General features: G+C 45.4%; 20 protein-coding genes and 1 pseudogene. 18 read left to right on the top strand and 3 right to left on the bottom strand.

Going from position 1 to position 23,436, the window contains the following annotated elements; translation table 11 throughout:
- Nucleotides 1–61 precede the first annotated feature (61 nt).
- Nucleotides 62–229: pseudogene (locus ACUJFK_RS14360) on the bottom strand (Y-family DNA polymerase); the annotation flags it as partial.
- A gap of 7 nt (nt 230–236) precedes the next feature.
- Nucleotides 237–686, bottom strand: coding sequence for a translesion error-prone DNA polymerase V autoproteolytic subunit (umuD, locus tag ACUJFK_RS14355; protein WP_001963830.1), 450 nt, complete (start codon nt 684–686; stop codon nt 237–239).
- Between umuD and ACUJFK_RS14350 the strand changes: the two genes are divergently transcribed.
- The 14 genes from ACUJFK_RS14350 (at nt 685) to ACUJFK_RS14285 (ending at nt 19,451) form a co-directional block, all read left to right on the top strand.
- Nucleotides 685–921: a hypothetical protein gene (locus tag ACUJFK_RS14350; protein WP_445425286.1), complete on the top strand. Its 237-nt coding sequence runs from the start codon at nt 685–687 to the stop codon at nt 919–921. The two genes, umuD and ACUJFK_RS14350, sit on opposite strands and share 2 nt — an antisense overlap.
- Nucleotides 922–1,326: 405 nt before the next feature.
- The gene (locus ACUJFK_RS14345) at nt 1,327–2,235 is read left to right on the top strand and encodes a 3'-5' exonuclease (protein ID WP_445425285.1); all 909 of its coding nucleotides are present in this window, start codon (nt 1,327–1,329) and stop codon (nt 2,233–2,235) included.
- Nucleotides 2,236–2,308: 73 nt separating this feature from the next.
- On the top strand, nt 2,309–2,608 hold the full coding sequence (locus ACUJFK_RS14340; RefSeq protein ID WP_445425284.1) for a hypothetical protein: 300 nt from the start codon (nt 2,309–2,311) through the stop codon (nt 2,606–2,608).
- A gap of 317 nt (nt 2,609–2,925) precedes the next feature.
- The gene (locus tag ACUJFK_RS14335; RefSeq protein WP_445425283.1) at nt 2,926–3,879 is read left to right on the top strand and encodes a WYL domain-containing protein; all 954 of its coding nucleotides are present in this window, start codon (nt 2,926–2,928) and stop codon (nt 3,877–3,879) included.
- A 69-nt stretch (nt 3,880–3,948) separates the two neighbouring features.
- Nucleotides 3,949–5,514, top strand: a complete 1,566-nt coding sequence (locus tag ACUJFK_RS14330; protein WP_445425282.1) for a type I restriction-modification system subunit M — start codon at nt 3,949–3,951, stop codon at nt 5,512–5,514.
- Nucleotides 5,511–6,674: a restriction endonuclease subunit S gene (locus ACUJFK_RS14325; RefSeq protein WP_445425281.1), complete on the top strand. Its 1,164-nt coding sequence runs from the start codon at nt 5,511–5,513 to the stop codon at nt 6,672–6,674. Before ACUJFK_RS14330 ends, ACUJFK_RS14325 begins: the two co-directional genes overlap by 4 nt.
- A 1-nt stretch (nt 6,675) precedes the next feature.
- Nucleotides 6,676–7,899 (top strand): AAA family ATPase, encoded by a 1,224-nt coding sequence (locus ACUJFK_RS14320; protein ID WP_445425280.1) that lies wholly within the window; start codon nt 6,676–6,678, stop codon nt 7,897–7,899.
- On the top strand, nt 7,896–11,009 hold the full coding sequence (locus tag ACUJFK_RS14315; RefSeq protein WP_028870235.1) for an HsdR family type I site-specific deoxyribonuclease: 3,114 nt from the start codon (nt 7,896–7,898) through the stop codon (nt 11,007–11,009). The genes ACUJFK_RS14320 and ACUJFK_RS14315 overlap by 4 nt, the downstream gene beginning before the upstream one ends.
- 102 nt (nt 11,010–11,111) lie before the next feature.
- Nucleotides 11,112–12,047: an SIR2 family protein gene (locus ACUJFK_RS14310; protein ID WP_445425279.1), complete on the top strand. Its 936-nt coding sequence runs from the start codon at nt 11,112–11,114 to the stop codon at nt 12,045–12,047.
- A gap of 335 nt (nt 12,048–12,382) precedes the next feature.
- Nucleotides 12,383–14,122 (top strand): ATP-binding protein, encoded by a 1,740-nt coding sequence (locus ACUJFK_RS14305; protein WP_445425278.1) that lies wholly within the window; start codon nt 12,383–12,385, stop codon nt 14,120–14,122.
- Nucleotides 14,123–14,239: 117 nt separating this feature from the next.
- Nucleotides 14,240–16,390: a MobH family relaxase gene (gene mobH / locus ACUJFK_RS14300; RefSeq protein ID WP_445425277.1), complete on the top strand. Its 2,151-nt coding sequence runs from the start codon at nt 14,240–14,242 to the stop codon at nt 16,388–16,390.
- 48 nt (nt 16,391–16,438) lie between these two features.
- Entirely contained in the window at nt 16,439–18,259 is a 1,821-nt protein-coding gene (traD, locus tag ACUJFK_RS14295) for a conjugative transfer system coupling protein TraD (protein ID WP_445425276.1), read from the top strand.
- A gap of 9 nt (nt 18,260–18,268) precedes the next feature.
- A complete protein-coding gene (locus ACUJFK_RS14290; RefSeq protein ID WP_248530615.1) occupies nt 18,269–18,829 on the top strand; it encodes a conjugative transfer protein in 561 nt (186 codons plus the stop codon).
- Nucleotides 18,816–19,451, top strand: a complete 636-nt coding sequence (locus ACUJFK_RS14285; protein WP_445425275.1) for a DUF4400 domain-containing protein — start codon at nt 18,816–18,818, stop codon at nt 19,449–19,451. The genes ACUJFK_RS14290 and ACUJFK_RS14285 overlap by 14 nt, the downstream gene beginning before the upstream one ends.
- Nucleotides 19,452–19,477: 26 nt before the next feature.
- On the opposite strand, the gene ACUJFK_RS14280 is transcribed toward ACUJFK_RS14285, so the two are convergent.
- Nucleotides 19,478–20,065, bottom strand: coding sequence for a plasmid-related protein (locus tag ACUJFK_RS14280; protein ID WP_445425274.1), 588 nt, complete (start codon nt 20,063–20,065; stop codon nt 19,478–19,480).
- 288 nt (nt 20,066–20,353) lie between these two features.
- Between ACUJFK_RS14280 and traL the strand changes: the two genes are divergently transcribed.
- Genes traL through ACUJFK_RS14260 form a run of 4 tightly spaced genes read left to right on the top strand, consistent with a single transcriptional unit; the run spans nt 20,354 to nt 23,430 of the window.
- Entirely contained in the window at nt 20,354–20,635 is a 282-nt protein-coding gene (gene traL, locus ACUJFK_RS14275; protein ID WP_000433891.1) for a type IV conjugative transfer system protein TraL, read from the top strand.
- Nucleotides 20,632–21,258, top strand: coding sequence for a type IV conjugative transfer system protein TraE (locus tag ACUJFK_RS14270; protein ID WP_218529103.1), 627 nt, complete (start codon nt 20,632–20,634; stop codon nt 21,256–21,258). Before traL ends, ACUJFK_RS14270 begins: the two co-directional genes overlap by 4 nt.
- Entirely contained in the window at nt 21,242–22,138 is an 897-nt protein-coding gene (locus ACUJFK_RS14265) for a hypothetical protein (RefSeq protein WP_445426791.1), read from the top strand. Before ACUJFK_RS14270 ends, ACUJFK_RS14265 begins: the two co-directional genes overlap by 17 nt.
- Before the next feature lie 2 nt (nt 22,139–22,140).
- On the top strand, nt 22,141–23,430 hold the full coding sequence (locus ACUJFK_RS14260) for a TraB/VirB10 family protein (RefSeq protein ID WP_353303777.1): 1,290 nt from the start codon (nt 22,141–22,143) through the stop codon (nt 23,428–23,430).
- The last annotated feature ends 6 nt before the right edge of the window (nt 23,431–23,436 follow it).

Genomic DNA, 23,436 nt, shown 5'->3' with positions numbered 1-23,436 from the left:
TGTATTTTTATTCAGTATAAAAGGGTGGTTTAAGACTGCAACAGGCAAGTTACATTATCTGTGGTACAAAACATTTTATACCGAGTAACTTAGCTTCACGTGACCGTGCAACCACGCAGCCGTCGTTGTTGGACAGCACCACAACCGGCGTATCTTTTAAATCAGGACGAAACAGCTTCTCACAACTGGCGTAAAAGTTGTTGCAGTCCACCAAAGCAAATACAGGCATGGGATAGTCACGACTTGCGGCGCATGTTTCGCACCACATTGGTGACCACACCAAATATCTCTAACTCTGTCCCTTCAGGAATATGAATGGGCTCATACGCCTGGTTTCTTGGGATCAGCATGACGCACGGCCTTAGTTGAAGCTCCTTTACCGTGAGTTCACCATGGATACCAGCGATGACAATGTCACCGTGTTCGGCTTGGACAGAGCGATCAACCACCAAAATATCATCTGGGTGAATTCCGGCATCAATCATTGAATCACCTTCAACACGTACAAAGAACGTTGCAGCCGGTCGCTTGATGCACAGCTCGTTGAGGTCGAGCGTTTGCTCAACATAATCCTGCGCTGGGGAGGGAAAACCAGCAGAAACACGTTCCATGAACAATGGAATACGAAGGCGCTTGGCTTTGATGAAGGCAAGTGCGCCGCTACGGCCTATCAGCGAGACACTCATGACGAACCTCGAAAAATCACAATTGGTACTGTTTGTTTATACAGTATCTAATGCTATGCTGATTTCTACAAGTAAAATTGTAGGTAAAACTGTAGTTGTTCGAGTAAGACGCTGTGTTGTCGGTGATTTATTTTTTGTGTTGAAAAACTATATGTGGGGGATTGCTCGCCCTCGTCAAAGCCTGCAAGGCTTGGACAATACTGCTTCTGCCTACTGCTCTTGTTTCTGTTACTGATCCTGTTACTGCTACTGGTTAACACATGGGTCAAGTAACCGTCAAACAAGGCTTGTTGAACCCTTTGAAAAGGGTTTGAAAACAGTTAGTAAAATTCTGCTTCGTATTGAATTTACTGGCTTAAAGCGAAGTAAGGAGCATCATTAAAATGCTCAGTCGAACTCAGTTAAAGCCTTTTTCAACCGTTTGAAAAGGGGTTGGCTAAGCCATACGTAAAGGGTATCGGTAAGGGTTACCCAAAGGGTTTAGCTAAGGCTTTCTGAAAGGCTTAGTCAAAGCCTTTATACATGGGTTCACCCAGTAGAAAGATTAAAAAAACGCTGAGGTATCCAAGGTGCATTTTGTACAACCTGTGGCACAGTGAAATAACCCAAAGCGAACAATAGAATTGAAGAGGAACCATCAATGACAAGAGCCCCTGCGCCATTTCCGATAGAGCGCCTCGCGGATATCCCAGAAAGACCAGAAGATTTTAGATTGCTGGAGCGTATTCCATTAACGCGTGAGCCGCAGTCCTGGCCACTTGAACTTTCTCCTATGGTCGGTGATGAACAGCCAATGGTGCTGCTCGATACAGAGACAACCGGACTGTCTGCCGATGATGAGTCCATTATTGAGCTTGGTATGGTTAAGGTGCTTTACAGCCCCTCTGCTCAGCGGATTGTGTCGATTGTTGATGTGATCAGCTTGTATGAAGATCCCGGCAAGCCAATCCCCGAGCTGATTACCGAGTTAACCGGCATCACCGATGAGATGGTGCAAGGCCAGCACATTGATGATTCACTGGTAGCGAGTTGGTTATCCAATGATCCGCTGGTGGTTGCACACAATGCACAGTTTGATCGTCCTTTCTTTGAAAAGCGGTTTGCTGCATTAGGCCATCTATCTTGGGCCTGTTCAGCCAGTGGCATAGATTGGAAGGCACTGGGTTTTGAAAGTCGAAAGCTTGAGTACCTGCTGCTTCGCTTAGGTTGGTTTTATGAAGGACACCGAGCTGCAACCGATTGTTTGGCGATGGCCTGGTTGTTCCATTTGTTGCCCGAGTCCGTTGCAAACTTGTTGTCTGAAGCGGACAGGCGAACTGTGTTAGTTCGTGCGTTTGGTGCGCCGTTTGACGTAAAGGACTATTTAAAAGAGCGCGGTTACCGCTGGCATGACGGTGTTAAAGGTGCCAACAAACATTGGTGGCGCGAAATCAGCGAAGACGAGTTGCCGCAGGAACAAACTTACCTGGATGATTTGTATCATCGTGGCTCAGAACATGCCCACTATGACTACAAAGATGCCCGCAATCGATTTAAAGCTTTGTCATAGCCCCTTGCATATTTGAAAACCTCTGGAAAATGGAAAGTGAACTCATGCTTTAACCAACAAGAGGAATCTTTCCATGTACCAAGACACCTACATTGAATACTGGGGCGAAATCTTCGTCTCTGCCCGCATCATTGAATTTGGCATCACGTTCGAGCGCTTTCTTAAAGATCCATGGAAGCATTTGATGTCCTGTGGCCAAGAGTCTGCCCCAGACGCGATTGCTGAAGGGATGCTGCCATTGCTACCAGCCCAGGCAGAAGTTGCTAGGCGCATTCGGGAGAGTGAGCAACGAGCCCTGATGTCTTCAGGGTCGGACAAAGGGGTATCTCATCGCGGTAACATCGTGGTGCCACTGGTTCTGGTAGCGCATTGATAGCGGCTATCATCGATGGCACCAAACAAGGTCTTCACACCGATACCTGAGCGGCAATTGCAATCCAGATCAAAAAGTTGCCGCTTACTCTTCCCTACAAAATAATTTGTGATAGGATGATACCTAATAAAATTAATTAGGTTGAAGCCTATTCAGTGTTTTATGACCATCTGTCCAGCTTCAACCAGTAGAGATTGATTAGTCATTGCGGATAAGGAGCAGCTTTGTGCCATGCCGTTCAATGTGATTAAGCGATGTCTGACCGTATTTTATAAACAGAGTTTTAAGAATCTGGTTGAATTGGATAAACAAGACGCATGACAAATGATGGTCTGAAACAAACGGTAGTGGCGAGTTCACTCGCTAAAGAAGGTGCTAAGGGAAAGCCAGATAGGCTTTCGCAGATAGCGCAGTTGCCACAAGCAACCAGGGATCGCATTGCCCACATCGATTTCACCTTATTGTTTAAGGGAGAAGCGGTACGGGCAGACTTAGTAGATCGCTTCAGCATAGCCGCCGCACAGGCAACGAAAGACTTCACAATGTATAGAGAGCTTGCGCCAGGCAATATTGAATATGACCAAAAGCTCAAGTTGCATAAGCGCGGTGGAGCATTTGAACCCCTGTTCGACTATGACGTTGTTCGAACACTGGCAACCATCAGCCAAGGGTACGGCGATGGCTTCACTGGAAAGGTAAAACCGCCTCTGGCCTGTGAAGCGCCTTATCACCTTAACAAGCCGAGTTTATCGATAGTAGCGAAAGTTACCGAGGCCATACATAAGGGCAAAGCCTTGAGGATCACCTATGTGTCGTTATCGAGCGGTGAAACAACGCGTGAAATTGTGCCGCATACGCTGGTGGACAATGGCCTGCGTTGGCACGTTCGTGGTTTTGACCGCAAGCATGGCGAGTTCCGTGACTTTGTATTGACCCGCATTAAAGCAGCGATTGTGCTTGAGGATTCCATTCTGTCAGAGGCTGAGCTCGAAACCCAAGACCGGCAATGGAACCGATTTGTAGAGCTTGAGTTAGTGCCGCACCCACGCATAGAGCACAGCGAAGCGATTGAACTGGATTATGGTATGACGGGTGGCGTTCTAAAGGTTGAGATTAGAGCGGCAACCGCTGGGTATTTGCTTCGCCAATGGCATGTGGATTGTTCCAAAGCACACAGCCTTCAAGGCACTGAATACCAACTTTGGTTAAAGAATACTCCGACACTCTACGGGGTCGGAAATTTGAATTTAGCTCCAGGGTTTAACGAATGATGTTCGACGACAGTGAACATTGCGCAACCCATAAATGAATTATGACGAATTAAAAGCAGGAATTAACAGATGACAAGTTTACAACAACGTGCCGAACTTCAACGCCAAATATGGGCGATTGCTAACGATGTTCGAGGCTCAGTGGATGGCTGGGATTTTAAACAATATGTACTGGGTACGCTGTTCTACCGTTTTATCAGTGAAAACTTTGTCAACTACATCACAGGCGGTGACGAGAGTGTTAACTATGCCGCCATTTCTGACGATGATGAAAACATCAAGTTTGCTAAAGAAGATGCCATTAAAACCAAAGGCTATTTTCTTTACCCTAGCCAGTTGTTTAGCAATGTGGCGGCTAATGCACACAAAAACGAAAATTTAAATACGGATTTGGCAGCAATTTTTGCTGCAATCGAAAACTCAGCCAATGGCTATGATTCAGAAAAAGACATCAAAGGCTTGTTTGCGGATTTTGATACCACCAGTAATCGTCTGGGTAATACGGTAGAGGCAAAAAACAAACGCCTGGCAGCTGTGTTAAAAGGCGTGGCAGGATTAACCTTCGGTAATTTTGAAGACAACCAAATTGATTTATTCGGTGATGCCTACGAGTTCCTGATTTCAAACTATGCCGCGAATGCGGGTAAATCCGGTGGTGAATTTTTCACGCCCCAGCACGTTTCAAAATTGATCGCACAGCTGGCCATGCACGGCCAAACCAGCGTCAATAAAATCTATGACCCAGCAGCAGGCTCGGGCTCGTTGCTGTTACAAGCCAAAAAGCACTTTGATGCGCATATCATTGAAGATGGTTTTTTTGGTCAAGAGCTCAACCATACCACCTACAACTTGGCGCGTATGAATATGTTTTTGCACAACATTAACTACGACAAGTTCAACATTCAATTAGGTGATACCTTAACCGAACCGCACTTTTTAGATGACAAACCCTTTGATGCCATTGTCTCTAACCCGCCTTATTCGGTGAAATGGATTGGTAGCGACGACCCAACCCTAATCAACGATGACCGCTTTGCGCCCGCAGGTGTTCTCGCGCCAAAATCAAAAGCAGACTTTGCTTTTGTATTACATGCACTTAGTTACCTATCAAGCAAAGGTCGTGCAGCGATTGTTTGCTTCCCCGGTATTTTTTACCGTGGCGGTGCTGAGCAAAAAATTCGCCAATATCTGGTTGATAACAACTATGTTGAAACAGTGATTTCACTGGCACCTAACCTGTTCTTTGGCACCACTATTGCGGTGAATATCTTAGTGCTGTCTAAACACAAAACCGACACCACCACCCAGTTTATTGACGCCAGTGGCGAGGCTTACTTTAAAAAGGAAACCAATACCAACGTTATCACCAATCAGCACATCGAAGAGATCATGAAAGTGTTTGCCAGCAAAGAGGACGTGGATCACTTTGCCAAATCCGTTGATTTGGATGTTATCGCAGGCAACAGCTACAACCTTTCGGTAAGCAGTTATGTGGAAGCTAAAGACAACCGCGAGCTAGTGGACATTACAGAGCTTAATGCCGAACTTAAAACCACCGTTGCTAAAATTGATGCGCTTCGCAGTGACATTGACGCCATTGTGGCGGAAATTGAAGGTGAGGAGATTGAAGCATGAGTCATTTGAGTTATTTAGAAAAGCTACTTGATGGAGAAATCGTAGAGTGGGTTGCACTAGGCGACGTAACGTTAATCAAAACAGGGCAAGCGGTAAGCAAACAAGCCATATCAACTAATCCAGGCCAATACCCTGTGATAAATAGTGGCAGGGAGCCATTAGGATTTATCGATAATTGGAATACTGACAATGACCCTATTGGAATAACTACCCGAGGGGCCGGTGTTGGTTCAATTACATGGCAAGAAGGAAAGTACTTTAGAGGAAATCTAAATTATTCTGTAACGATCAAAGATAGTGCGAACCTTGAAGTAAGATATCTTTATCACCTCTTACATCAAATGCAATCTGCTATTCAATCGCTGTGTACATTTGATGGCATACCTGCACTTAATGCTGGTAGTTTAAAAGGGCTGGAAATCCCCATCCCATGCCCAGATAACCCAGAAAAATCGCTGGCAATACAAGCTGAAATTGTGTGCATTCTGGGCGCATTTACCGCCATGACCGCCGAGCTGACCGCCGAGCTGACCGCCGAGCTTAACATGCGGAAAAAACAATACAACTACTACCGCGACCAGTTGTTAAGTTTTGAAGAGGGTGACGTTGAGTGGAAGGCATTAGGGAAAATCGCAGAAATAAATACTGGTCAGAAGCCATCTGAAATCTTGGATACAGAGGCGGAGTTTGATTACATCAATGCGGGGACAACTCGGTCTGGATATTGTGCTCTGAGTAATTGTGAGGGCGATACTGTGACGACCCCATCAAGAGGGCAAGGTGGCATTGGCTTTGTTGGTTACCAAAATAAGTCATTTTGGTTAGGCCCCCTTTGTTACAAAATACGCTCTATAGATAACAAAGCACTAATCAATAAGTACCTTTTTTATATTCTTCAGTCGAAAAATCAGCTGTTATTAGGATTAAAAAAAGAAGGTGGTGTTCCAGCAGTGAATAAATCTGATTTAGCTAAGTTAGAAGTTCCAGTTCCTTCTATTACAGAACAGGAGCGAATTGTGGAAATTTTAGACAAGTTTGACATGTTAACCACTTCAATTAAAGAAGGTCTTCCACGCGAAATCGAGTTACGTCGAAAGCAATACGAGTATTATCGTGACCTGTTGTTGAGCTTTCCCAAACCTGAAGAGGCGGCAGCTTAATATGGGTAAGGAACTAAAGAATATAGCTAAAGACTTAATCCGCAAGAATAAAAAAGTACAGTTGATCTATGCCTTTAATGGAACAGGCAAAACGCGTTTGTCACGAGCTTTTAAGGAGGAAATAGTTCCTTCTTCACAGGATGATGAAGCTGACGTAGATGTTGAAAAATCTCGTGATAAGTTCCTGTACTACAACGCCTTTACGGAAGACCTGTTTTATTGGGACAACGATTTATTGAACGATATAGAGCCAAAACTGAAAATACAGTCAAACACATTCACTGACTGGATTCTTAGGGAACGAGGCGATACCGATATTGTAAAAAACTTTCAGCGCTATACTAGCGATAAGCTTATGCCGTTATTTCACGAAAATGATGTGATTATTGCAGGCAAAAAAACAGGAGAAAAAACATACCCTGAAGTGACATTTTCTTTTGAAACTGGCTCTGAAAGTTCAGGGATTTTAAAAATATCAAAGGGTGAAGAACGAAACTTTATCTGGAGTGTTTTTTATACATTATTGCAGGAGGTCACGTCGATTCTCGAACAGCCTGACCCGGCCAAACGAGATGATAGTAAATTTGATAAGTTGGAATATGTGTTTATTGATGATCCAGTGAGTTCATTGGATGATACCCACCTTATTGAATTGGCCGTTGATTTAGCTGACTTAATCAAAAGAAGCTATTACTTTGAAGGACGCGGTCTAAGATTCGTCATCACGACACATAGCCCATTGTTTTATAATGTTTTACACAATGAGTTAAATAACGACCTTAAAAATCCATTAGTAGGTAAAAGCCCAACGTGGTTGTATAAACGAGATCAATCAGAAAAGCATCGGCTTGTTAAAAATATTGACGAAACTTTCGAACTGTTCAGTTCGAATGATCACCCCTTTTCGTATCATCTATTCTTATTATCTGAAATTCGTGAAGCTATTAAAAATAAACAAGTCAGAAAGTATCACTTTTCATTCATGAGAAATATTTTAGAAAAAACCGCTACTTTCCTTGGGTATCCGCGCTGGGAAGATCTTTTGATAAAAACCGCTGATGGCTCACCTGATCCATTTTCAAACAGAATTCTTAACTTGGCCAGCCACTCTGCACATGCTGGGGAAGAAATTACAGATATTGAAGAAAAAGATAAGGAAAATCTTGAAGCTTTAGTCAATCACTTGTTTAGAACATATGGCTTCAAGAAGCAGGAGTTACAATGACCAGCTATAAAAGTATTGCAGAATCGAATAACTTTATTGTTTTAGATAAATACACACGCCAAGACCAAATTGCTGAGGGCTACCAGAGCGAAGGTGATTTAGAGCGTGAACTGATCCAAGACTTAGTTAATCAGGGCTATGAATATTTACCTGCGCTAACCACGCCCGATGCCATGATGGCGAATGTGCGTAAACAATTACAAGCCCTCAATAAGGTCGAGTTTACTGATGCCGAGTGGGCTCGCTTTTGCGAGCAATACCTGAACACACCCAGCGACAATATTCTTGATAAAACCCGCAAGGTGCACAGTGACTATATCTTCGATTTTGTCTTCGATGATGGCCATATAGAAAATATCTATCTGTTCGACAAGAAGACCATTGCTCGTAACAAAGTGCAGGTCATTAAGCAGTTTGAGCAAACGGGAAGCCATGCTAACCGTTATGATGTGACGATTTTGGTCAATGGTTTGCCTTTGGTGCAAATTGAACTGAAAAAGCGTGGTGTGGCGATCCGTGAGGCGTTTAACCAAATACATCGCTACAGCAAAGAAAGCTTTAATGCAGAGAACTCGTTGTACAAGTTCTTGCAGCTGTTTGTGATCTCTAATGGCACCGACACGCGCTATTTTGCCAATACCACTAAACGAGACAAAAATAGCTTCGACTTTACGATGAACTGGGCGAAGTCAGACAATACGCTGATCAAGGATTTAAAAGACTTTACCGCCACGTTTTTCCAGAAAGAGACGCTGCTTGAAGTGATCTTGCGTTACTCGGTGTTTGACGTCAGCAATACCTTACTTGTAATGCGCCCCTACCAGATTGCGGCCACTGAGCGCATTTTATGGAAGATAAAGAGTGCGTTTAACGCTAAGAACTGGAGCAACACCGAGAGCGGTGGGTACATTTGGCACACCACAGGTTCAGGAAAAACACTCACTAGCTTTAAGGCGGCACGTTTGGCCACCGATTTAGACTGTATCGATAAAGTCTTTTTTGTGGTGGACAGAAAAGACCTCGACTATCAAACGATGAAAGAGTATCAGCGCTTCTCACCCGATAGTGTGAACGGTTCAGACAGTACCGCAGGGCTTAAGAGTAACCTGGATAAAGACGATAACAAGATTGTCGTCACCACGATCCAAAAGCTCAATAACTTAATCAAAAGCGAAAGCGATTTAGCGATATACAACAAGCAAGTTGTCTTTATTTTTGATGAGTGTCATCGAAGCCAGTTCGGTGAAGCGCAGAAAAACCTGAAGAAGAAATTCAAAAAGTACTACCAGTTTGGTTTTACCGGTACGCCAATTTTCCCTGAGAACGCCTTGGGTGCTGAAACTACGGGCAGCGTGTTTGGCCAGCAGTTGCACACGTATGTGATCACTGATGCCATTCGTGATGAAAAAGTACTCAAGTTCAAAGTGGACTATAACGATGTTCGTCCTCAATTTAAGAGCATTGAGACCGAGCAGGATGAGAAGAAACTCAGTGCGGCGGAGAACAAGAAAGCGTTCTTACACCCGATGCGCATTCGTGAAATCTCCCAGTATATTCTGAACCATTTTAACCAGAAAACGCATCGAGCCTATTCTGGTGCCAAAGGGTTTAACTCCATGTTTGCGGTAAGTAGTGTTGATGCGGCGAAAGCGTACTATGAAACCTTCAAGACATTGCAGGCCGAGGCTGAGAATGGACCCACAAGTAAGCCTCTGCGCATTGCGACTATCTTCTCATTTGCAGCCAATGAAGAGCAGGACGCCATTGGTGATATTTTAGATGAGAGCTTTGAAGTTAGCGCGATGAACAGCAGCGCGAAAGAGTTTTTGAGCGCCGCGATTAACGATTACAACGCCATGTTTAAATCTAACTATGGCGTGGATAGTAATGGCTTCCAGAACTACTACCGTGACCTTGCCCAGCGCGTGAAGAATCAAGAAATAGATCTGCTCATAGTGGTCGGTATGTTTTTAACGGGCTTTGATGCGCCTACGCTCAATACCTTGTTTGTTGACAAGAATTTGCGCTATCACGGCTTGATGCAGGCGTTTTCTCGCACTAATCGCATTTATGATGCAACGAAGACCTTTGGCAATATTGTTACCTTCCGGGACTTGGAACAGGCAACCATTGATGCCATCACCTTGTTTGGTGACAAAAACACCAAAAACGTGGTGTTGGAGAAGAGCTACAAAGAATACATGGAAGGTTTTAACGATATTGCTACTGGGCAGGCGCGTCGAGGTTTTGTTGATATCGTCAAAGAGCTGCAAGAACGCTTTCCAAACCCAGAAAATATTGAAAAAGAACAAGATAAAAAAGAATTTGCCAAGCTGTTTGGTGAATACCTAAAAGCAGAAAATATTTTACAAAACTACGATGAATTTGCTGGCTTGAAAGCACTGCAAAACCTAGATACCAGTGATGAACAAGCTGTTGAAGAGTTCAAATCAAAGTACTATCTGGACGATGCTGACATCGAGGCAATGCAAACCATCGATATGCCGAGCGAACGTGCTATTCAAGATTATCGCTCTACCTACAACGATACCCGCGACTGGTTGCGACGCGATAAAGAAGGTCAGGACAAAGATAAGTCAACGGTAGACTGGGACGACGTGGTCTTTGAAATTGATTTGCTTAAATCTCAGGAAATAAACCTCGATTATATTCTTGAACTTATTTTTGATCACAATAAGAAGAACAAGAGCAAAGAAGGCTTGATTGAAGAAGTCCGCCGTATGATTCGTGGTAGCCTTGGCAATAGAGCGAAAGAGAGCTTGGTGGTTGATTTTATTAACCAGACAAACCTAGATGAGATCAATGACAAAGCCAGCATTATCGACGCTTTCTTCAAATTCGCCCAGGCGGAGCAGAAGCGTGAAGCCGATGCCATTATTGCCTCTGAAAAGCTCAATATCGATGCTGCCAAACGCTATATTGCGTCATCACTCAAACGTGAGTACGCCTCTGAAAATGGCACTGCACTTAATGAGGCGCTGCCCAAACTTAGCCCATTGAACCCACAGTACCGAACCCAGAAGCAAACGGTTTTTCAGAAAATTGCCGCTTTTGTTGAGAAATTCAAAGGTGTGGGTGGGCAGATATAAGTATTATTACGTGCTGTTCAGGAACGAAGTCAAATAGCGCAAGCGTCTGAAATTTATTGATTTCTAGGCTGGTTATCTTTTACGTGGAAGGTGAATTAAAAAATGGAAAATGAAAACATAGTAAGGTTTTTGTCATCAGACATAAAAAGGAACTCCGCGTCTTCGAAGAGAGAGCCAATCGAAATTGATCTTTCTAATGATGACTTAGATGACGAGCTGGCCACATTTTTTCGTTTTATCAATAAAGTTTTAGATACTGATAACTTAGTCATACTGGCTGGTTCAGGCACGTCTTTAACATTTAATAAGCTTTCTCAGCAGAACAAAGCGCCTATCGCTCCAAGTATGTGGCACCTTTGGGACTATTGTAAAAAAGCAGATGAGAATCTTTTCCAATTGGTTTTGAAGGCAACAAATTATGATGCTCTTCAAAAACATCGTGAAGAAAACAGAGATGCAAAGCCTGACATTGAACTATTATTGTCTCTTTGCGATTCCTCTTTAGCCGTTGGGAACCTTTCAAATCAAAGAATTAATCAAGTAAGTAAGTTCCTTGAGCAAGCCAAAAACATAATTTTAGCTAAAACTACCTTTACTGAATCGATCCCTGAATCAGACTGGGTTAGTCATGATAAATTTATGCGTGCAGTAGGTAGAAGGAGTGCTCAGCAACAACGACTTAAACTTTTCACGACTAATTATGACTTGGCTTTTGAGCACGCGGCATCAAATACTGGTTTTGTTGTTATTGATGGTTTTGAGTTTTCTAACCCCTCTTTTTTTAATCCTATGTGGTTCAAGTATGACATAGTGAACCGTGGACACTCCAAGAGCAGTGAAGGCGCATACATATCCAATGTGGTTCAGCTATACAAGATGCATGGCTCTGTGGACTGGAGAAAATTTAACGGCAGAGTTAGAAAGCTAGGTTCTGATAGCAAAATTGGTGAACCTGTTTTTATCTATCCAAGCAGTAGCAAATATCAGACATCTTATGATTCTCCTTACTTAGATATGATGACTACTTTTTTGAAGTAGTTAAACAACCAAAAACGGCTGTATTGTGCCTAGGTTTTGGTTTTAATGATAAGCATATAAATAATGCGCTAACTATGGCGCTTAGGACTAATCCTGAGTTTATGCTGATGGTTGCAACGAAAGACCCATTCAGTGTAACGGGTTCATTTAATAATGAGATTAGGAATCTGCTAATGGCAGCTATTGACCATGGGGATGGCAGAATCGCGATAATGGATTCAACGTTTAAACAGTTTTCTAGTCTGCTACCTGAACGAAGATCAACAACTCCCGAGGACGAACTCTTCAAAGCATTTGAGAAAATCACAGCGAGTATTAAATAAGGGAGACTATTCATGGAGCGAAAAAAGTGGTTTTCCCCGTACGATCCAACAAGACGGATTGGTAGCGTCATTAGCGTATCTGCAACCGAGCTTATCATTAACTTATCTAAAGCGGGATCTGGTGAGCCCAGTTGGTCATTCGGAAATCGAATAGCCGCTGGAGAAGTAAATGAATTTGTATTCATCGACATAGGTGAAACAGCGATTCTTGGGCGCTTAGTGAAAGTGTGGATTGAGGGGGGTGAGAGATTAAGTGTCGACGGTTTGGCTGATAAACCATCTGAAAATCATCCAATTGGACTTGTTCAATTATTGGTGAGTTTGAACCCAGCTAATGGTCGTAACTACAAAGGAATTAAGCAGCATCCGAGATTAGGTAGCCAAATATATTCAGCTCACCCTTATCTGGTATCAATAATCGCTGAAGGTAAACAAGATGAAGAGCCTGGCCAAATCCATTTACCGTTAGCCTCACTTCCGCATGATGAATCCGTAACAGTTCACGTTACCCCAGAAAAATTATTTTCACGCCATTGCGCTATTTTAGGAGCAACAGGTGGCGGGAAAAGTTACTCGATGACAAACATCATCGAGCAAGTGATTAAGGCCGGAGGCAAAGCAATTATTATTGACCCGACGGGGGAATATGAGTCACTTGGCTGTGACAGTTACTATGTTGGGAATCATGCAAAAGCAACTCCATTTAATCAGTTAACTTTTCCACATTGGCAGTTTACAGACTCAGATATTAGAGCCTTTTTAAGGCCTTCAGCGCAAAGCCAAGCGCCTAAACTGGAGGCAGCTATCGAGAGCCAGAAAATAGTGTGGCAATTTTGGCAGAAACAAAATCATGGCCTTGATATCAATGCAAATTATCTTTTGAACAAATCTGGCCAAGCAAAGGCTCCTTACGAAGCTGCTCTATTATCTATGAATAGCTCTATCCAGACAGCTCCATGGATGTTTAAAAACATTGCTGACCAGATTGTAAACGAGTGTGTGTGGCCCAATGGCGGTAATGCTAATAATCCTAACCCCACTATTTGGGGAGGTAGAGCTGATAATGATGTTGGCCACTGTTTAAACCTGATAGCTCGGATTAAAGCCTATTCAAACAACCCAAATTTAAAATGGATGATTGACCCGGATGATAAATTAAAGACATTACCTAATCTTATTGATGATTTCTGTTCGCCAATAAGTAGCAATAATGTGCTGAGATTAGATCTTTCTGAAGTTCCATTTGAAGCAAACTCAAGAGAAATACTTGTTAATGCCATTGGTAGAAAGTTGTTATCTGTAGCCAGGCAAGGTGCAATAAATCATGGTGCACCTCTATTAGTATTTATTGATGAAGCTCATCAATTTCTCAATAAGCGAATTGGTGAAGAAACGAACAGGTTTGAGTTGGATGCCTTTGGTAATATTGCTAAAGAAGGTAGAAAGTATGGTTTAAATACCATCATTGCTACTCAGCGCCCACGTGACATTCCTGAAGATGTTTTAAGTCAGATAGGTACACTTATTGTGCATAGGTTGACCAATCAGCTGGACCAAGAAATTGTAAAAAAGGCTGTTGGGGCTATTGATCAACGTTCAGCATCTTTTCTCCCTGTCTTGGGTCAAGGAGAAGCGTTGTTGTTAGGAGTCGATTTCCCATTTCCTATGACTGTGAAAATGAAACGTCCTGCAAATGCGCCAACTTCGAAAAGCGCTGGCTTTTCTAAAAGTTGGAAACCTTTGCAAAATTAGTTTCAATTAAGACAAAGCTGCTTCGCCACTTCCTAGTCAAATAGATGCGGTTCTTTTACATCTAATTCACCGCCGGTGAGTTTATGAACCTCCACACTATCGTGTCGGAGGTTCACTATGTTCAAAAACCTATTTTTTCAAACAAAAGCACTACCGGAGCTGTCATCGCAACTGGATGCGGAAATTCCACGCTACCCGCCATTCCTGAAGGGGTTGCCAGCTGCGTCACCCGAGGATTTGCAGTCCACACAAGACGAGCTAATTGCCAAACTGCGCCAGGTACTTGGCTTTAACCTGCGTGATTTTCAAAGGCTAATTCAGCCCTGCATTGATCATCTGGCTGCTTATGTTCATTTGTTGCCAGCTTCTGAGCATCATCATCACAGTGGCGCTGGTGGTTTATTACGTCATTCGTTGGAAGTTGCTTTCTGGGCTGCACAAGCAGCGGAAGGGATCATCTTTGTTGCCAGTGGCACACCGGTTGAGAAAAAAGAGCTAGAGCCAAGGTGGCGTGTTGCGGCGGCTCTTGGCGGTTTGTTCCATGATATTGGTAAGCCTGTTTCAGACTTGTCTATTACAGACGAAGATGGACGCTATCAGTGGAACCCTTTTTTAGAAACCTTATCCCAGTGGACCACAAATAGCAGCATTGAACGCTATTTCATTCGCTGGCGCGACGGACGGTGCAAGCGGCACGAGCAATTTTCAATTCTGGTTTTAAACCGGGTGATGACACCAGAGTTGCTCGCCTGGTTAACCCAGCCAGGCCCTGAGATTTTGCAAGCCATGCTGGAGGCAATTGGCAATACCGATCCCGAGCATGTCCTGTCTAAATTGGTTATTGAAGCTGACCAAACCAGTGTCCAGCGAGACCTGAAAGCTCAACGAATTTCCGTTGACGACAACGCCCTTGGTGTCCCAGTCGAACGCTATCTACTTGATGCCATGAGGCGATTACTTGCCAGTTCCCAGTGGTTAGTCAATCAGCGAGATGCCAGAGTTTGGATACGAAAATCGAATCAATCAACCAATCTTTACCTGGTTTGGAAAAGCGCGGCTAAGGACATCATTGAGCTGTTGGCCAAAGACAAGATACCTGGCATTCCAAGAGATCCCGATACCCTTGCGGACATCCTCATTGAGCGAGGATTGGCCACTAAATCCGCTTCAAATGAGCGATATGAAAGCCTTGCCCCTGAGGTGCTGATCAAAGACGGCAAGCCAATCTGGCTACCGATGCTGCATATATCTGAGGCCGATTTATTGTTCAGCTCGAATGTACCAAGTAGCGTGACACTGTTTAGTAAACCTGAGTGGGAAGCAACACAGCAAACACAAGCAGAGCCTCAGGGTCGTTCCAGTGAGCAGCCAGGTTTGTTTGAAGCGTCATCATCAATCGAACATAGTAATTCGGCTGAGTCGCCATCAACAAAATCGTCCGACCAAGATGATGAACTTCGTCTTGCCAGTGATGTTAATAACCCCAAGGCAACTGAAAATGCTCCGGGTGATAAATGCGAAAAGCCTAACAATTCATATGATGGCGCTATCTCAAATAACGTAAACCAGCACGATGCAGAAGCATTGAATCTGCCTGAATCTTTGGCATGGCTCCCAGAGGCCAGTAGTGCGTTGGTTATGGTTGATGAACAGATACTGATCCGCTATCCCGATGCCGTAAGACATTGGTGTGCTCCCCGAAAACTACTTGCTGAACTCAGTCGATTAGATTGGCTTGAACTAGATCCGGCAAACCCGACGCGTAAAGCCAGAACTGTGACTACGAAAGATGGCGTTCAGGAGCAAGGGTTGCTGTTGAAAGTATCGATTTCTAAAGGGCTAACTGCACTGATTGACCTTCCCAAACAAGACGCAGAACCGGCGGCAGCAATTCAGAACGAAGAGGCTTCACCGCGACCGAGTCGAACTGAGACAACCAATGCCCAAGCAAAAGAACCCGCCACAAGAGCGGAGCGTAAGCAAAAGCCGATTGCGGCCAATGCGAACTCAAGTACCGACCCCAAACACGCGCAGCGGCAACAGATGGTTAATTTTGTGAAAGATTTGCCCATCTTACTGACCGATGGCGATTACCCGTACGTGGATCATAGTGCCGATGGTATTCGCGTCACGATTCAAACCTTACGCCAAGTCGCCAATGCACATGGCATTCCAGCCGGGCAATTGCTTCGGGGGATCTCGGCCAGTGACCAATGCCAGTTTGATGAGGGGGAAACGGTTCTGTTTACCGCTCACGCTAAGCGTTAATCCATTTGAAATTAAGCGGATTGCAAACGGTTATTTTGCGGAGCATGAATGAAAGAAAACGCATACGAGATGCCCTGGCGCACGAACTATGAAGCCATGGCAGCAGCAGGTTGGCTAGTTGGGGCAACTGGGGCAATTGCAGCAGAAATACTCACTGAGTTACCACCTGAGCCATTTTGGTGGATGACAGGGATTTCCTCGGGCATGGCGTTGTATCGCCTGCCTGAGGCTTACCGTCTTTATAAGTTGCAGAAGGGGCTAAAAGGCAAACCTTTGGCTTTTATGGAGCTTTCGCATTTACAAAAGGTGATGGCAAAACATCCTGATGAACTGTGGTTAGGGTATGGCTTTGAGTGGGACCAACGCCATGCCCAACGCGCTTATGAAATCCTAAAGCGGGATAAGCAAACCTTGCTTAACCAAGGTCACGGCAAACAAATGGGTTCGACCTGGATTCATGGTGTCGAGCCCAAAGAAGAAGATGTGTACCAGCCAGTTGGTCACACAGAAGGCCATACCTTAATTGTCGGTACGACCGGTGCCGGAAAAACCCGATGCTTTGATGCGATGATTACCCAGGCCATTTTGCGTAATGAAGCCGTGATTATTATTGACCCTAAGGGAGACAAGGAACTTAAGGATAATGCGCAGCGAGCCTGTATTGCCGCCGGTAGTCCTGAACGCTTTGTGTATTTTCATCCGGGTTTTCCAGAGCATTCAGTACGTCTTAATCCCCTGAGAAACTTTAACCGGGGCACTGAAATTGCCAGCCGTATTGCGGCACTAATCCCATCTGAAACCGGTGCTGATCCATTTAAAGCCTTTGGCCAAATGGCACTGAATAACATCGTGCAAGGTTTGTTGCTTACTTCACAGCGTCCTGATCTGAAAACGCTGAGACGATTCTTGGAAGGTGGCCCAGAAGGCTTGGTAGTAAAAGCCGTCACGGCCTGGGGGGAGCAGGTGTATCCGAACTTTAGTGTGGAGATCAAGCGCTTTACCGAAAAGGCCAACACCTTGACTAAACAAGCCATGGCGATGCTGCTTTTCTACTACGAACGCATTCAGCCCGTTGCCGCCAATACCGATTTAGAGGGGCTATTGAGTATGTTTGAGCATGACAGAACCCACTATTCCAAGATGGTGGCCTCACTGATGCCGGTACTCAATATGCTCACATCAAGTGAACTAGGCCCATTGCTATCACCGATTGCAAACGATGTGGATGACAGCCGGTTAATTACGGATTCTGGCCGTATTATCAACAATGCCCAAGTGGCGTATATCGGGTTGGATTCATTGACCGACGCCATGGTTGGCAGCGCCATTGGTTCGCTGCTTTTATCCGATCTCACCGCCGTGGCCGGTGACCGCTATAACTATGGTGTTGAAAATCGTCCCGTAAATATCTTCATCGATGAGGCGGCTGAAGTCGTCAACGATCCCTTCATTCAACTGCTCAACAAAGGCCGTGGCGCAAAAATGCGTTGTGTGATTGCTACTCAGACCTTTGCTGACTTTGCAGCTCGAACAGGCAGTGAAGCTAAGGCTCGCCAGGTGTTAGGTAACATCAACAACTTGATAGCCCTTCGGGTGATGGACGCCGAAACGCAGCAGTATATTACTGACAATCTGCCTAAGACTCGGTTGCAGTACATCATGCAAACTCAAGGTATGTCGTCCAACTCGGACAGCCCCGCGTTGTTTACCGGCAATCATGGCGAACGCTTGATGGAGGAAGAAGGCGATATGTTTCCACCGCAGTTATTGGGCCAGCTCCCCAACCTAGAGTACATCGCCAAGCTTTCAGGTGGCCGCGTGATCAAAGGCCGCATTCCTATTTTAACCAGCTCTACACAGGTAGCATAAGGAATCTGTATGCATCATTCAGTCTGTCTGAAAATGACAACACTTACCAGTAAAGAAATGCTCGCTCAGTGGCAGCAACATAACCCCCAGTACAAGGAAACCTTAAGACTGCTTGAAACCGACTGGCCTCATGCTTTGGCCTCGGTGTATTGCTTGGCGGACTACTTAACGGATGCGTTCACGTTAGATGGCCATTCCATCTTTGATTTGTGTCTGTGTAATGGCTTGGGCAGTTATGAAGAAGTCAGTTGTGATGATGACAGTGTACGCCTTTGGCATTTCATTGAGGCACTGACCTGGACTGCCGCCAGTGCTTTAACGGGGATTCGCCTGCGTGATCCTGACCATTTCGAGTGGGCCGCCGTAGATGGTGTGTATTTCTACTCCTGGATTCGTAATCGTCCAAATCGGATGGCGTATTTGGCTGAAGGACGCATCGACGTGCGTTATGAAAGTGGTCACACGACGACAAAGCGGCTTCAACAAGTGATTAAAGCCCGGATTATGACGCCGACCGTTGCAGCCATGCTGGCCCGAGTAGAAGAGGATGTTTGGCATGAGCAAGCATAAGTCGGTTTGGCTACTGTGTCTGGCACTGATGCTGGAGATTATTGCCATTGGCGTGTTAGTACCCGGTGATTGGACTGGCCGGGTCATTAGTAAAGAGAAGCAGATGATCCAAAATCAATTGGGCGCTCAAACAAGCTATTGGATTGGTCAAACTAGCCATCGCTGGTATCAGTCATGGATTGTGGATACACAGATGGAGCAATCGGTGCGTGATTTTCTAATCCCCACTGAAGAGCAGCGACTGCGCTCTAAAGGGATGGAGAACATGGGAGGCTTTTGGTTTGTCTGGGTGGAAGACCGTATTCAGGCATTTTTTGATGTGTTGTACCAGGTGTTCACTCGATTTGCTTTGCTGATGGTCTGGTTGCCCTTTGCGTTTATTCTCATGTTACCGGCTTTGTGGGATGGCTTGATGACCTGGAAGATTAAGAAAACAACCTTTGATTTTTCGAGCCCAATCATTCACCGCTACAGCATGATCATCTTGGGCTCAGGCGTCATCTTGCTGTTTATGGGATTGTTCGCCCCGCTGGCTATTCCACCGGTGGTGTTACCGTCGCTGATCATCGGTTTAGCATTGATGGCGGGGTTGGCGTTAAGCCACTTGCAGAAGAAGATATGAGGCCTGTCAGGCCTCATCTTGTAGAGCTAAAACCTCACGCCTACGGTATTGCCGTTCTCGTCTTCAGCAGGCAAATGGTAAGTATCAATAAGGTGGCCTTGAAGCCAAATATATTGCGGCATCCAAAAAGAGTACTGTCGTATAAGAGCCAATACTTCTTTTAACGGTTTGTTTGCATGAGGCTCGGCAAGACGGAAGTACATGAATGAGCAATAATCTCGAAAATACTCCTGAAGCTCTGAATCCGATAGCGTTTCTTTTAGCGGCCTGTTTTGTTCGTCGTCCTCATCAGGGGAATTGGCATAAATTTCAAATAGCTGCTTTTCAGTGAGCATCTCCAAGAAGTGGTCTTCAATTAAAATTCCATCACTGGTATCGACATCCATACCATCTTTGACATCAAAAGCCATGACACATCCAGAAGATAACGCCACTTCTGATGGTTTCAGTAAGTCATTAGCTTGTACAACCTGATGCCAATGATTAAAACCAACAGAGATTGCAATTTCATCGAGTGCTTGAGTGTGTGGAATAGATTTTTCACGTTTAAGCTTTCGTGCTTTTTGCTTTAAACGTTCAACCGTGGCAGAGGAAATGATTTTAGTAATTTGCATTGAGTTTCTCCTATTAGCGAATACGGTGCCCACTGCCGAGGTCGCAGAAAAAACCTAAGCAAAAAATAAATTTGATATGCATGTCGTCCCGTCCGGGTTTGCTAAAGTGGGCAGCTGGTCTCGACACGACCAATATCCCCATCATATCAACCGCATCAAAAAGATCAATTGTTAGTATTGTCTGAGTAGAACCCTCAAAACCTTCAAGAATTCGGCATCTAGCTGACCACTGAACCTGCTAATCCCAAGGCATCCTTCACTTCTCAATTCAAACAACGAGGAGTGACTATGGAACCTGTGAGTATTCCGTCCTATATCGATGATCCGCCGCACTTCCTGCTTTGGAGTGCCGATGAGATGGCTCCCATTCTGTTGGGGCTAGTGATCGGCATTTTTACCGGTAATGCCTTGGTTTTATGCCTGTTGGGGTTGGTGACAACCAAGCTCTATCGGCGTTTTCGTGATGGTCGCCCAGATGGTTTTATTCTTCACGCCATCTACTGGGCTGGGCTGTTGCCAACCAAAGCCAAGACGATCCCTAACCCATTTATCAGGAGCTATCTGCCGTGAAGTTCGACGTGTTTTTAAAATCATGGCAAGGCACGCAATTAGAGAACCGATGGCAGCGGTTCCTGATTGCGGTGCTGGTGCTATCTAATTTGCTGCTTGCGATAGCGGCATTTTCTCGCAATACCGTGGTAGCTATTCAACCACCAACCTTGTCTGAAACGGCTGAAGTGTCACGAAACCAAGCCACTCAACCTTACCTTGAATCCTGGGGACTCTACCTGGCTGAGCTTATGGGCAACGTGACGCCGGGTAATGTGTCTTTCATCCGGGTTGCCATTGAGCCGCTACTTTCTCCAGCGGTGTACCAGCAAGTGGTCGATGCACTGGAGATTCAGGCAAGACAGATCCGTGAAGACCGAGTCACGCTCAAATTCCAACCCAGACAAGTGGAGTATGAGTATGAAACCGGCCATGTCTTTGTGACCGGTTATTCCTTGGTCTCTGGGCCATCTGGAGATGAACAGCGCCAAACTCGCACCTATGAGTTTGACATCGATATTGAGCAATACCGTCCAAAGCTCAGTTGGATGGATACGTATGAGGGGCAAGCTAGAACGAAGGGAGTTCGTGAAAAGTTGACCCAAGAGCAAAACCGGAGGGTGAATGATGCGAACCAAAATTAGTCGATGGATAACACCAAGCTTAATCGCAATGAGCTTGAGTGGCGTCCTGTTATCTCAAGCGTCGTATGCAGACGTGGAATTGCCGATTGTGCCAGCCAGTGTGATGAAGCAGTCTGCTACTGCAAATCCACCGGTTCAAAGCAATTCGGTTGCAGCGGATACGCCAACAACGCTACTGATGACACCGGGGGTTAATGAACTGATCCCTGTAGCACTTGGTCATCTGAATCGAATTGTGACGCCGTTTGAATCGCCTCAGGTGAGAACAACCAGTGATGCTCAGACGCAAATCAAGGGGAATGTTGTATATGTGGCCACGGACAAAGAATCACCGGTTTCACTTTACATCACTCCGCCTGGTCTGGAAGCACCCGCGTTATCTGTCACCTTAGTACCTCGTCGTATTCCACCGCGTGAAATCACCTTAGCTATTGATGGTCAGCAGTGGCCTATTAAGGGCGTCGTGAACCGCAAAGCCGCCACTTGGGAAACAGCTCAACCTTACGTCGATAACCTACGTGACTTACTCAGACGCCTTGCACTAAATGAGTTACCACAAGGCTATGACATCCGTTTAGCTGGCCAAACTGACACAAGCCCGAAATGTTTTCAGCCGGGCTTAAAGTTTGGTTTTAAGCAGGGGCAAATTGTGTCGGGACATTACTTCACCGTATATGTAGGACTGGTTGAAAGCTTTGCCGATGAGCCGATAGAAGCCAGTGAATTAGCCTGCCATACACCAGATATAGTGGCAAGCGCCTACTGGCCTCGCAATATCTTGTTACCGGGTGAAAAGACTGAGTTGTATGTGGTTGTTCGCAATCATCGTGAAGAAGCGGTGGAAAGTCAGCGACCTTCGCTTCTTGTGGGAGGTAAATAACGATGAAAGCACAATGGGAACAAATGAGCCCGAACATGAAGCGGGGTCTATCGGTTGCTGGTATTGCTGGTGGTCTCATCCTTATGGTGATGGTGTTTTCACCTAATCCTGACGATGGCTCAAGTAGTCGGAACCGACAGGAAACGATCCGGCACATTCTTACGGATACCAATACTCGTGATGTTGGGGTCGATAGTTTGGCTGCGAACGTAAAACTACTCAGTGAGCGCAATGAACAGTTACGTCGTGAAGTTGAGCGCTTGCGTCGTGACGTCGATTCAGGACGGCTAAGCCCAGGTTCGCCTTCTATACCAAGTGAGGTCAACGCGGAGTTGGCTCGCCTTCGAGCGGAACTTGATGATGTTCGCGCTGGAGGTGATGCAGCAGTTGAAGGCACAAATAGCCGTTTCGAAGTGCCTTTATCTGCCATGGAATTGCCTAAAGACGAAAAGCCACTGCCGTCTAACCCAGACGACTATTTTGCCAATGCGCCGCTGCCTGATCCGCTCTATCAGCAGCCAGTCAATGGTCAAGGTACACGAGCACGAGATGTTCCATTGCCGCCAATCACGATTCGTATGATTGAGCCTGAAGTGGTTGCTGAACCAGAGGTTGTTGTGCAAGAAGCGCCTCCTTTGTATCTACCGGCGGGCAGCATCATCTCGGGTACTTTGATCACGGGTTTGGATGCTCCTACTCACGAGTCCGCAAGACGAGAACCTTTTCCTGCATTGCTGAGGATTCAAAAGGAAGCCATTTTACCTAACCGATTTAGAGCGGATATCAAAGAGTGTTTCTTGATCGCCGCAGGTTACGGTGATTTGAGCTCTGAGCGTGCCTATTTGCGAGGCGAGACCATTTCATGTGTGAGAGAAGATGGTGGCGTCATTGAAACGCGACTGGATTCTTATGCCGTGGGTGAAGACGGCAAAGCCGGTATTCGTGGCCGATTAGTGTCGAAACAAGGCCAACTGGTGGCCAAATCAATGATGGCCGGATTCCTTCAGGGCTTGGCAGGCGCATTTAATGTAAATCCTGTTCCGACGATTCAGACGGGTAATGCTGGTGATACTCAGCTGTACCAGCAAGTCATGAGCCAAGAAGCATTACAAGGTGCTGCGATTAAAGGCACCGGTAAAGCATTGGATCGCGTGGCCAAGTTCTATTTGGACATGGCTGAAAATATGTTCCCAGTCATAGAGGTAGACGCTGCAAGGAAAATTGAAGTCATAGTCACTCGTGGGGCCTCGTTGTCGTTGGCCACTTCGCAAGGGGGAGGTGCAAGAAGATGAAAAAAT

Source organism: Alishewanella sp. HL-SH06, from assembly GCF_052656265.1.
The sequence above is the reverse complement of the archived record's forward strand: the minus strand, read 5'-3'. Positions and strand labels throughout refer to the sequence as shown.